This is a genomic window from Epilithonimonas hispanica, from assembly GCF_003385395.1.
In the GTDB taxonomy this organism is placed as follows: domain Bacteria; phylum Bacteroidota; class Bacteroidia; order Flavobacteriales; family Weeksellaceae; genus Epilithonimonas; species Epilithonimonas hispanica.
Genome location: NZ_QNUG01000010.1, coordinates 48,720 through 60,572 on the forward strand (window position 1 = coordinate 48,720; position 11,853 = coordinate 60,572).

The following is an 11,853-nucleotide window of genomic DNA, read 5'->3' on the forward strand; positions in this document are numbered from 1 at the left end:
ATACAATGAAGATGAACTATGTTCAAGCGCCTTTGCCGTTTCAGGGTCAAAAACGGAGATTTTTAAAAACATTCAAAACGGCTTTAGAAGAATTTTCACCAACAGCAACTTATGTAGATTTGTTTGGCGGTTCTGGCTTATTAAGTCATACAGTTAAACAGATGTTTCCAGATGCAAAAGTGATTTACAATGATTTTGACAGCTATTCACACAGAATTGAGAATGTTGACAAAACAAATGCATTGCTGTCAGATATTCGGAAAATGTGCGCAAACGAACCACGCAAAGAACGAATCAGTGATGGTCTACAAAGTGAGATTATTGCTAGAATATCAAAGGAAAAAGGCTTTATTGATTGGGTGACGGTTTCTTCCAGTTTGCTATTTTCTATGAACTATGTAACATCATTTGACCATCTAAAAAAAGAAAAATTCTATAATAAGGTAAGGCTTAGCGATTATGTTGCTGAGGGATATCTTGAAGGAGTTGATAGGGTTAAAATGGATTATCGAGATTTATTCACTGAATATCGCAATCATCCGAATGTAGTATTCTTAGTCGATCCTCCTTACCTTTCAACTGATTGTAGTACCTACAGTCGTCCGGACTATTGGAAATTGTCGGATTATCTCAATGTACTGAAGACAATTGAAGATCAGTCGTATTTTTACTTTACAAGCAACAAAAGTCAGATTATTGAGCTTTGTGACTGGATGGAAACAAATAGTTATGCTAGGAATCCTTTCGCTGATTCTACAACTGTGAAAGTTGGTGCTTCTCTTACTTATAATGCGAGTTATGAAGATATAATGATTTATAGGAATTTATAATCTGTTGAATAGTTTTGCTTTATCACAAAGTAAATGTGTGAAATATGATTTTCTACCGTTCTTAGATTCTGTAAAAATTTCGCTTTCAAATTTTATTTTGAAATCCCATGTGTCCCATTTTTCCATTTTTAATTCAAATGGATTAAAAGCACAATTGACCTCAAAATGTTGTTTTCTTGAATCCTTAGTAAATTCAACAATCACAGATTTGTGATTTGGCTCAACAGTTTCTACAATTCGACCTCGTAATATCATTAGACTAAATTACAAAAAGCATCCGAAAACGGATGCTTTTTGTGTTGGTTTAAACAAAGTTTAAATAGGGTTTAAAAATGGTTTATTTTTTCAATTGAAAATTGGGTTGCATTGTTAGATTTTTTTATACTTTTGGTTTTGCCGATTAAGCTTAGATTATAATAGAATGAAGAATTTGTTTTAGTAAATAAGTTGATATAAAAAACTCCACTTCAATTTTGAAATGGAGTTTATGTATATTCATAATTTATAACTCATCATTAATAATTATAAAACGTCTCTGATTTGTTCATTCTTTTGGAAAGTCGCTTTTGCAAAAGGACAAAGCGGAATGATTTTCAGGTTTTTCTCTCTTGCAAATTCTACAGCTTTATAAACCATTGCTTTTCCTACACCTTTCCCATTGTAAGCTTGCTCAACTTCTGTATGATCTATGATTATTTTATCATCTCCGGCCAAAGAATAAGTCATTAATCCAGCTTTTTGCCCGTCAAATGTTGCGACAAATTCGCCTTTTGTCTCCCAGTTATGTTGTGTAACTTCTAGCATTTTATTTGATTTTTGTTAAGATTTCTATATCGTTTGTCAGGATTTTGTGTACAGGACAAGCGTCCGCAATTTTGAAAAGTTTATCTTTAATATCTTCACTTATGTCTGTACTTCCAAAATCTATTATTCTGCAAAACTGAGCTGTTTTTGTTTGAGGATAATTTTCCAAATCCACTTCTACATTGATTATTGGGATTTCCCAGCCTTTTCTATCGATGTACATTCTCAGAGTTGCTGCTGTACAACTTGCAAGAGAAGTGGCTAAAATCTCAAATGGATTGAATCCTTTGTTTCCGCCACCTTTATCAACAGGTTCATCTGTGATGAGTGTATTTTCTCCGGCTATTACTTCTGTGTAATATTTTTCTGTTCCCAGACTTGCTTTTACTTTTACGCCCATTGATTAAATTAGATTTTTGAATTTTTCGATTTTAGAATTGATTTCGCTCAATAATTCTGGATTGATGATACCATTTTCCTGGTCAAAATTTTCATAGAACTTGGGAAGAGAAAACGTTTCCTTAATATCCGCTCCAAAAGCTGGAAAAAATTTAGAAGCTTCCGCCATTACATTTCCTCCTCCATAACCTCCTGGAGAAGTTGTCATCAGAAACATCGGTTTATCTTGAAAAACTTTCACATTGATTCTGGAAGCCCAGTCAAATATATTCTTGAAAGCGGCACTGTACGATCTGTTGTTTTCTGCCAAAGAACAGATTATGACATCAGCTTCTTCTATATTTTTCAAAAATTGATAAGCTTCTTCAGGAAATCCATTTTGTTCTAAATCAACAGAAAAAACGGGCATCAGATAATCATTAAGGTCAATCAAATTGATGTCTTCTATAGGAAAACTTTTCAGAACAAATTTCACCAATTGTTTGTTAATTGAAGTGGATGAGTTGCTTCCAGCAAATGCAAATATTTTCATAGTTTGAAATTTTTATAAAGTTAATCATTATTTGATTTCAAAAATATACAAAGCAGATCATATAGAAATTGATATAAGATATGTTTATAAATATTTAAATTTTACAAAAAAAATCCTGTAAAAATAAATTTACAGGATCAGGAAAGGTTAAATTCCTTATGGATAAATTGATGTTCTCTTGGTTGATCTTCTGCATTTCTAAGCATCTTTTTGTGTTTTAAAATTTGGGATTGTGTTTTTGCCCTGTTTAGTATCTTGTACAATCTTTTGTAATTTAATACTAATTCATCATTTGTTTTTAAATTGAAACTATCCAAGTTTTGGCTAAGCCAATTAACCGATTGAAAATAAGACTCCAAGAACTTCTTATCATCAGTTATCAAATATTTTTGAAAGTAATCCTGAGAAGTAATTCATTCTTTTCTAGAGTCGTCTGTTAGATTCTCTAGTGATTCTAAGTCTTTTAATTGATTTTCTATAAATGTAAGATTCTTCCGATTAACAAATTTATTATAAAAAAACGCGCCTATAATTAGTTCAATCAGTAGGATACATATAAAATAAGGCAGTATTGTACAAATTCTCTCAACCGAAAACTCAATGAGTATGAAGAGGTATTTTTTGGTTTATTGATCTTATTTTAGCTTTTTTTGACTGCATGTATTATCAAATTTACATTATAAAATATAAATTTATTAAAGCTTTTTAATGTCTTTTAATAAACTTAAAGCTAACTCTATTTTAATAGTATTCCTTATAAAAATAACAAAAAATCCTGCAAAATTCAATTTACAGGATTTTATTTATTATGCGATATATAATTTATTACAACGTTTTAAATTGCTCCAACATTCTAATATCATTCTCAAAAAACATTCTGATATCGCTCATTTGATAAAGAAGCATTACGATTCTCTCGATTCCCATTCCAAAAGCATAACCGGAGAATTTATCCGAATCTATGTTAACATTTTTAAGAACCGCTGGATCAACCATTCCACAACCCATGATTTCTAACCAACCTGTTCCTTTTGTGATTCTGTAATCTGTTTCAGAATTCAGTCCCCAATAAACATCAACCTCTGCACTTGGTTCTGTAAAAGGGAAGTAAGAAGGTCTCATTCTAATTTTTGATTTTCCAAAAAGCTCCGTTGTGAAAAACTGAATCGTTTGTTTCAAATCTGCAAAACTTACATTTTCATCAATATAAAGTCCTTCAATCTGATGGAAAATACAGTGTGAACGAGAAGAAACCGCTTCGTTACGGAAAACACGTCCTGGAGACAAGATTCTCATCGGCGGTTCGTTATTTTCCATATGTCGGATTTGTACAGAAGATGTATGCGTTCTCAACAAAACATCTGGGTTTTGCTCAATGAAAAACGTGTCCTGCATATCTCTTGCTGGGTGATATTCTGGTAAATTTAATGCGGTGAAGTTATGCCAATCATCTTCAATTTCCGGTCCATCTGCAACAGCAAAACCGATAGATTTGAAGATATCGATGATTTTATTTTTAACAAGATTAATTGGATGACGAGAGCCTAACTCCAAAGGAAAAGCTGGTCTTGTAAGATCTTCTTTTTCAGTAATTATAAGACTTTCCGAAGACGATTTTACTTCTTCAAGTTTTTCGTTGACAGCATTTCTTAAAATATTGATTTTCTGTCCAAAATCTTTTTTCTGTTCATTCGGGATTTGTTTCAATGTGTCGTAGAAATCATTCATAATTCCTTTTTTTCCATTGAATTTCAATCTAAATTGTTCAATCTCATCCTTTGAGGAAGATTGGAAATTTTGTACCTCAATCAGCAGGTCATCAATTTTTTCTAGCATTATTCTTTATAAAAAATAGACTACAAAAGTACGATTTTTAAAATAAAATAAAACTGCTTTTCGGTAAAACAATTTCATTTTAAAAACAATACCCTCTCAGAGTTTGAAACTCAAAAAGGGTATTTTTTATAATTACTTCTTTACGAAAATCTTGTTGCAAGCAAAATTAAATCTGCTATATGTATGATCTACAAGATGTAAATTAATTTTAATAAGCTGCAGTAAAACGTTGTTTCACGAATTTGTTTTGTTCCAATTCGTCAACCAAAGCTACAGCCACATCTTCCACAGAAAGAATACTTCTTCCCTCTTCGTTGAAAACAGGATTTTCCAAAGCTGTTCTGTATGTTCCAACTCTCACTCCTGCTGTTCCAGGACGCATCTCAATTGCCGGAGAAAAGAAAGTCCAATCCAATGTTTCGTTCTTTTTGATTTCATTCAGGTAATCTCTTGCAGCTGTTGCGCCAGGTTTTATATCAGCTGGAAAATCCGGACCATCAACCAATTGATTTCCATCAATGAACAAACTTCCTGCTCCACCAACTGTAATGAATCTCTTAACACCTGATTTCTCAACCGCTTTCTCGATGTTTCTAGAACCGTTTAAGAAATCGTCATAAAGATTTGGATTTGTCCAACCTGCATTGAATGTGTTAATAACCGCATCACTTCCTTCAAGAACTTTTGCTAATTCGTCAACGTTGTTCACGTCTGCGCTTATTGCAGTTATGTTATCATTCGCTTCCACTTTTGAGCTGTCTCTTGCGATTGCGATTACTGAGTAACCTCTGTTTGATAACTCATTAACGACTTGTTTTCCTACGAAGCCTGTTGCTCCGATTACTGCTACTTTACTGTTCATAAATTTAATATTTATTTTTAAAGGAATTCACGAACCTTTCGGTTTCATTTTTTTTAATAATTTAAATTAATTGTAATATATTTTGTTACATTTTGTATGAAAAATTTTTAAACGAATTGATTACTAAAATCCGAAAGCTTCTTCTTTTTCAAAAACTTAAGAACCAAATCATCTGTATCATTGAATAAAAGACTTAGATTTTTGTTAATATCTTTTCCAACATTGCAAAGTGGATTCGGATTTTGATTTTTCTTTCCGAGAATTTCTGTATTTTTTACAGATTCGTAAATTTCGGAAATATTGATTTGCTCAGGATTTTTGGAAATTCTTACACCACCTTCTTTTCCTTGACGGCTTTCTACAAGTCCTGATTTTTTCAGATTAATTAATTCTTTTCGGACAATCACGGGATTTACATTTACGCTTCCGGCAATCCAATCAGACGTTAGCCATTCCTGCTCATTGTGAGCAAGAAGCGTCATAATATGAATCGCGGTTGCAAATCTTGTGTTGTTCATTCTGATGCAAATCTAAAACAAAATTTAATTGTAACAAAAATAATTACAGTTAAAATTTAAAATAAAAAAAACTCTCGAGTAGAAAGTTTTTTTTTAGTTACTATTTCTTAGAAATCGCTCTGGAAATCACAATCTTTTGAATTTCTGAAGTTCCTTCATAGATTTGAGTAATCTTCGCATCTCGCATCATTCTTTCCACGTGATATTCTTTCACATAACCATATCCTCCGTGGATTTGAACAGCTTCAATCGTTGTATCCATCGCTACTTGAGATGCGTACAATTTTGCCATTGCTCCACTTTCTGAGATATCTTTTCCTTCATCTTTTTCAGCAGCCGCTTTATAAATTAGCATTCTTGCAGCCATAATATTAACGTGCATATCGGCTAATTTGAAAGCAATTGCCTGATGATTGATGATTTCTGTCCCGAAAGATTTTCTTTCTTTAGCATATTTCAAAGACAATTCGTAAGCTCCGGAAGCAATTCCTAAAGCTTGAGAAGCAATACCGATTCTGCCGCCATTCAAAACAGCCATCGCAAAATTGAATCCAAAACCGTCTTCGCCAATTCTATTTTCTTTAGGCACTTTAACATCAGTAAACATCAAAGAATGTGTGTCACTTCCACGGATTCCCAATTTTTCCTCTTTCTTACCTACAACAAAACCTTCCCAGCCTTTTTCCACGATAAAAGCATTAATCCCTTTATGTTTTTTTTCTGGATGAGTTTGTGCAATCACGATATAATAGGTTGCATTGCCTCCGTTTGTAATCCAGTTTTTGGTTCCATTCAAAAGATAATAATCGCCTTTATCTTCTGCTGTTGTAGATTGTGAAGTTGCATCAGAGCCAGCTTCCGGCTCAGACAAAGCAAAAGCGCCAATAACTTCTCCACTTGCCAAAGGTTTAAGATATTTCATTTTTTGTTCTTCTGTACAGAATTTTTCCAAACCTGCGCAAACCAATGAATTGTTAACAGACATAATAACAGCTGCGGAAGCGTCCACTTTAGCAATTTCTTCCATTGCCAAAACATAAGACACGCTATCCAGTCCTGCTCCACCATATTTTGGATCAACCATCATCCCGAGAAATCCCATTTCTCCCATTTTTTTGACAGCTTCATAAGGAAATTTTTGTTCATTGTCTCTTTCGATAACACCTTCCAAAAGTTCTGCTTGTGCAAAATCTCTTGCGGCTTGCTGAATCATCTGTTGCTCTTCTGTAAGATTGAAATTCATATTTAAATTTTATTGTTTTTGGGTTAAATATGGAATCGTTATTGCTTTCTGATTCATAGCAATTCACATATTTTTCATTAAATTTTCTTGTCGTAAATATAAACTTTTTGGTAAAAACCAAAAGAAAAAAATTGAATTTTGTCATGTTAGAAAAAAAAATTACATTTACGAATATGTAAACTCAATATTAATCAAGTATTAATAAATTATTTTATGAACGTTAAAAGAATATTCGACTTCTCTACTCTTGCTTTCGAAAAATTCCCGAAAGAAGATTGTCTTGTCACCAAAAAAAACGGAACTTGGATTAAAACATCAACTCTTGAGTTCATCAATCAAGGGAACAAAATTTCCAGAGGTCTTTTGAAACTTGGGATAAAACCTGGCGACAAAATCGGTCTGATATCTTCTAATAACAGAACGGAATGGGCTGTGATGGATTTGGGTATTTCTCAAATCGGTGTGGTCACAGTTCCGGTTTATCCTACGATTTCCGAAGAAGATTATGTTTACATCTTCAACAATTCTGAAATCAAATACTGTTTTGTTTCCGATAAAGATCTCTATAAAAAACTGACTAATGCAAAACCTAATATTCCTTCACTAGTAGGTGTTTTTACATTTGATGATATCGATGGAGCGCCAAATTGGAATGAAATTCTTGACCTTGGTGAAAATGATGCAACTCAAATAGAAGTGGATGATTTATCAAAATCAATTAATCCTGAAGATGTTGCGACAATTATTTACACTTCTGGAACGACTGGAAAACCTAAAGGAGTTCCTTTGACTCATAATAATTTGGTTGCTAATGTAACTGCAAGTACGCCTAGAATTCCAAAAGATAAAAGTCTGGATTATAAGGATATGAAGGCTCTCAGCTTTCTTCCGATTTGCCATGTTTTCGAAAGAATGATTTTCTATCTTTATTTAAGTAACGGAATTTCTATCTACTTCGCAGAAAGTATTGAGAAAATTGGTGACAATGTAAAGGAAGTTAAACCGCAGTATATGACGGTTGTTCCAAGATTGGTAGAAAAAGTTTACGATTCTATTTATAATAAAGGAACAGCTTCTGGTGGAATAAAATCCAAAATTTTCCTTTGGTCATTAGGAATTGCTGAAAAATATGAATTGGGAGAACCAAAATCCTTTATGCACACGATCGCAGACAAATTGGTTTTCAAAAAATGGAGAGAAGGTTTGGGAGGAAATCTAATCACATTAGTTTCCGGTTCTGCTGCTTTATCAAAACGATTGAACACTATGTTTCACGCTGCCGGAATTCCTATTCTAGAAGGTTACGGATTGACAGAAACTTCGCCGGTAATTTCTGTAAATAGCTTCGGAAAAGTGAAAGTAGGCTCTGTTGGAATTCCGTTGGAAAATGTGAACGTTAGAATAGAATCCGATGGCGAAATTGTCGTGAAAGGGCCTTCTGTTTTTGAAGGTTATTATAATGATGAAGAAAAAACCAAAGAAGCTTTTACTGACGATGGTTATTTCAGAACCGGAGATATTGGGATTTTGGATGAAGATAATTTCCTTTTCATTACAGATAGAAAGAAAGAAATGTTCAAAACTTCTGGTGGAAAATTTGTCGCGCCTCAGGTTATCGAAAACTTAGCTAAAGCTTCCAAATTTATTGAACAGATTATGGTTGTCGGCGATGGCGAGAAAATGCCATGTGCATTGGTTCAGCCAGATTTTGCTTTTACTAAAAACTGGGCAGAACTTCATAATGTAAAAATATCAGATTCTCAAAAAGAGATTGCAGCCAATCCTGCTGTAAAATCAAGAATTGAACAAGAAATCGAAAAAATAAATCAACATCTTGGAAAATGGGAACAAATCAAAAAAATTGAATTAACACCCAAAGTTTGGACAATAGATGATGGACTCTTGACGCCGACGCTTAAACTGAAAAGAAAAGCTATTAAAGCAGAATTCCAAGATTTATACGACAGAATGTACAAAGAATAAACTAAAGCTATCCAATGGATAGCTTTTTTTCTGTGGGTTTTTCATATTTATTTATATTTGCGTTAAACGTTGGTTTAAAAATCGTATTAGAAAATGGAAGTAAAAAGAATCTTTGATATTCCTTATTATTCGAAAGCTAATTTCGAAAAAGATGATTTCATCTGCGACAAAAGAAATGGAAAATGGGAGAAAATCTCAACGGATGATTATATCAAAATCACGAATCAATTATCAAGAGCTTTATTAAAATATGGTCTCAAGAAAGGAGATAAAATCGCTATCACTTCTTCAAACAACAGAGTTGAATGGTGTTTTTTTGACCAAGCTGCTTTGCAAATCGGTGTTGTAACCGTTCCAATTTATCCTTCTATTTCTGGTGAAGATTGTATTTATAATCTGGAAAATTCGGATTCTAAGATTTGTCTTGTTTCGGATGCGAAATTGTTTGAGAAAATTAATTCTGTTAAAAATCAATTACCCGATTTGCAGGAGATTTTTACATTTGATAAAGTTGATAATGCTAAAAACTGGAAAGAGCTTTTTGATTTAGGAGAAGAGAATGACAATCAACAGGAAGTTGATTCGATTAAAGATTCGATTTCTGAAGATGATTTGGCTTCGATTATCTATACTTCCGGAACGACGGGAAAACCGAAAGGTGTGATGCTGACACACAAAAACATCGTTTCCGACGTGATTGGTTGTGAAGACAGAATTCCGCATAAGGATTCCAAAAACAGAGCTTTGAGCTTTCTTCCGCTTTGTCACGTTTACGAAAGGATGATTCTTTATCTTTTCACAACCAACGGGATTTCTATGTATTTTGCTGAAAGTAATGAGAAACTCAGCGAAAATCTAAAAGAAGTAAAACCGCAATATATGACGGTTGTTCCGAGAATGGTGGAAAAAGTCTATGATGCGATTTATAAAAGAGGAACAGAATCCGGTGGAATCAAAGCTAAAATCTTTCTTTGGTCTTTGAAAGTTGCTGAAAATTACAAATTAGGAAGTGCAAAATCTTTGGCTCACATCATTGCGGACAAAATCGTTTTTAGCAAATGGAGAGAAGGTTTGGGAGGAAATATAATAACATTGGTGTCTGGTTCTGCCGCCTTATCAAAACGATTGAATACAATGTTTCACGCTGCCGGAATTCCGATTCTGGAAGGTTATGGATTGACGGAAACTTCGCCTGTAATTGCAGTCAATAGTTTTGAATTTACAAAAATCGGTTCGGTTGGAAGACCAATCAAAAACATCGATGTGAAAATCCAAGAAGATGGCGAAATCACGGTTAAAGGTCCTACTGTGACTCAAGGTTATTACAAAGACGAGGAAAAAACGAAAGAAATTTTTACAGAGGACGGTTATTTCAAAACTGGAGATATTGGAATTTTGGATGAGGATAATTTTCTTTTCATTACTGATAGAAAAAAAGAAATGTTCAAAACTTCCGGTGGAAAATATGTTGCGCCTCAAGTGATTGAAAATCTTGCAAAAGCATCTCAATTCATAGAACAAATTATGGTGGTTGGTGACGGTGAAAAAATGCCGACAGCGCTTGTTCAGCCTGATTTTGAATATGCTAAAACTTGGGCTTCAAAAAATAATATCAATATTGGAACTTCACTGGAAGACATTGTCAATTCTAAAGATTTAAAATCTGAAATCGAGAAGGAAATTGAGAAAATCAATCAACATCTCGGCAAATGGGAACAAGTCAAAAAAATTGAATTAACTCCGGAAATTTGGACAGAAGACAATGGACTTCTCACTCCTACTTTAAAACTGAAAAGAAAAGCAGTGAAAGAGTATTTTATTAAGTTGTATGAAAAGCTTTATGATAGGTAAAAAATTAATGTAAAATATGATTATAACCCGATTAGAATTGATAAAAATCTGTGAAAGATTCCTCTCTGATGAAGTCAGCAAAGAAGAATTGATTCATTTTGCGACTGCTGTAATGTTTGATGAAGAGGATAAATACGAATGTGAAGACGAAGTTGTGGAAGAGATTTTATCGCAATGGGATAATAAACTAAGTCAGTCAAAAATTAATAAAACAAGTATTCAGTTTTTGAAAAATGCACTTGAAAATCTAAACTAGCACATTTTTTTAATCACCTGAACTAAAAAAAATTAATCAAATAGGTTTATACTGCAAAAACAAAAAAAGCTTCATAAACAAATTATGAAGCTTTTATGAAAATAATATATATAACCTTAGTTTCTGTGAAACTATTTTAGAGAAATCATTCTGCTGAAATTATCACCGTCTTTTTCTACATTGATGATGTAAGTTTCAGGATTTTCAGGATTTAAGTCAAAAGTCAAATCGATTAATCCATCTTTTGCAACATTATCTTTACTATAGTAAGTATTGTTTGCAGTATCGTAGATAGACACTTTTACGTCTCCAGCTACATTTGACATTTTTAATTTAACAACGTTTTTGTTAATGGTATATTCTGGTTTATTAATCGCAGAAACTGGTGTTTTATCAGCAACTACTTTACCATCTTTACCAATAGTCACTTTATATTTTTCAATTTTAATCGCCGATTCAGCAACAAGATAATAATTTCCTTCTGTCAAGTTAGAAAGGTCATAAGACTTTTCAACCACCTCTCTGTTTCCAGTATTTTCTGAATAAATCTCACCTTTTTTGTCATCATATAGATAAAGAGAAACATTCTGCGCATTAGAAACCTCAAAGTGTAAAGTCTTTGCAGTTACTTCTCCTAGAGAGATTGAGAATACGCCATCTTTAGCTGAAAAGCTTGTTGAAATCAAAAATGCTCCGATTAGTAAGCTTAGTTTCATTATATTTTTCATATCAGTATCGT

The 11,853-nt window shown here is 33.0% G+C and carries 13 protein-coding genes; 4 read left to right on the top strand and 9 right to left on the bottom strand.

Translation table 11 applies throughout. The features are described 5' to 3' along the window. The first annotated feature begins 5 nt into the window (after window positions 1–5). Window positions 6–830 carry a DNA adenine methylase gene (locus DRF58_RS06120; protein ID WP_116033891.1) on the top strand — a complete coding sequence of 275 codons (825 nt, stop codon included), beginning with the start codon at window positions 6–8 and terminating at the stop codon, window positions 828–830. Here DRF58_RS06120 and DRF58_RS06125 read toward each other — a convergent pair. The 8 genes from DRF58_RS06125 to DRF58_RS06165 form a co-directional block, all read right to left on the bottom strand. Next, window positions 825–1,085, bottom strand: a complete 261-nt coding sequence (locus DRF58_RS06125; protein WP_116033893.1) for a hypothetical protein — start codon at window positions 1,083–1,085, stop codon at window positions 825–827. The two genes, DRF58_RS06120 and DRF58_RS06125, sit on opposite strands and share 6 nt — an antisense overlap. Before the next feature lie 267 nt (window positions 1,086–1,352). Continuing rightward, entirely contained in the window at window positions 1,353–1,634 is a 282-nt protein-coding gene (locus tag DRF58_RS06130) for a GNAT family N-acetyltransferase (protein ID WP_116033895.1), read from the bottom strand. Between the two features lies 1 nt (window position 1,635). Next, on the bottom strand, window positions 1,636–2,034 hold the full coding sequence (locus DRF58_RS06135) for an OsmC family protein (protein WP_116033896.1): 399 nt from the start codon (window positions 2,032–2,034) through the stop codon (window positions 1,636–1,638). Window positions 2,035–2,037: 3 nt separating this feature from the next. Next, on the bottom strand, window positions 2,038–2,565 hold the full coding sequence (locus DRF58_RS06140) for an NADPH-dependent FMN reductase (RefSeq protein WP_116033898.1): 528 nt from the start codon (window positions 2,563–2,565) through the stop codon (window positions 2,038–2,040). Between the two features lie 825 nt (window positions 2,566–3,390). After that, window positions 3,391–4,401 carry a phenylalanine--tRNA ligase subunit alpha gene (pheS, locus tag DRF58_RS06150; RefSeq protein ID WP_116033901.1) on the bottom strand — a complete coding sequence of 337 codons (1,011 nt, stop codon included), beginning with the start codon at window positions 4,399–4,401 and terminating at the stop codon, window positions 3,391–3,393. 208 nt (window positions 4,402–4,609) lie between these two features. Further along, window positions 4,610–5,263: an NAD(P)-dependent oxidoreductase gene (locus tag DRF58_RS06155; RefSeq protein ID WP_116033902.1), complete on the bottom strand. Its 654-nt coding sequence runs from the start codon at window positions 5,261–5,263 to the stop codon at window positions 4,610–4,612. 107 nt (window positions 5,264–5,370) lie between these two features. Further along, a complete protein-coding gene (locus DRF58_RS06160) occupies window positions 5,371–5,781 on the bottom strand; it encodes an Rrf2 family transcriptional regulator (protein ID WP_116033904.1) in 411 nt (136 codons plus the stop codon). Window positions 5,782–5,881: 100 nt separating this feature from the next. Beyond that, window positions 5,882–7,024, bottom strand: a complete 1,143-nt coding sequence (locus tag DRF58_RS06165) for an acyl-CoA dehydrogenase family protein (RefSeq protein WP_116033906.1) — start codon at window positions 7,022–7,024, stop codon at window positions 5,882–5,884. Between the two features lie 213 nt (window positions 7,025–7,237). Here DRF58_RS06165 and DRF58_RS06170 point away from each other — a divergent pair, with 213 nt between their 5' ends. The 3 genes from DRF58_RS06170 to DRF58_RS06180 all read left to right on the top strand — a co-directional run bounded on the left by DRF58_RS06170 (window position 7,238) and on the right by DRF58_RS06180 (window position 11,114). Continuing rightward, the gene (locus DRF58_RS06170) at window positions 7,238–9,007 is read left to right on the top strand and encodes an AMP-dependent synthetase/ligase (protein ID WP_116033907.1); all 1,770 of its coding nucleotides are present in this window, start codon (window positions 7,238–7,240) and stop codon (window positions 9,005–9,007) included. A gap of 93 nt (window positions 9,008–9,100) precedes the next feature. Then, window positions 9,101–10,858, top strand: a complete 1,758-nt coding sequence (locus DRF58_RS06175; RefSeq protein WP_116033909.1) for an AMP-dependent synthetase/ligase — start codon at window positions 9,101–9,103, stop codon at window positions 10,856–10,858. Window positions 10,859–10,874: 16 nt separating this feature from the next. Further along, window positions 10,875–11,114, top strand: coding sequence for a hypothetical protein (locus tag DRF58_RS06180; RefSeq protein WP_116033910.1), 240 nt, complete (start codon window positions 10,875–10,877; stop codon window positions 11,112–11,114). A gap of 131 nt (window positions 11,115–11,245) precedes the next feature. Here the strand turns inward: DRF58_RS06180 and DRF58_RS06185 are convergent, their stop codons facing one another. Further along, window positions 11,246–11,842, bottom strand: a complete 597-nt coding sequence (locus DRF58_RS06185; protein ID WP_116033912.1) for a DUF3244 domain-containing protein — start codon at window positions 11,840–11,842, stop codon at window positions 11,246–11,248. Window positions 11,843–11,853 lie beyond the last annotated feature (11 nt).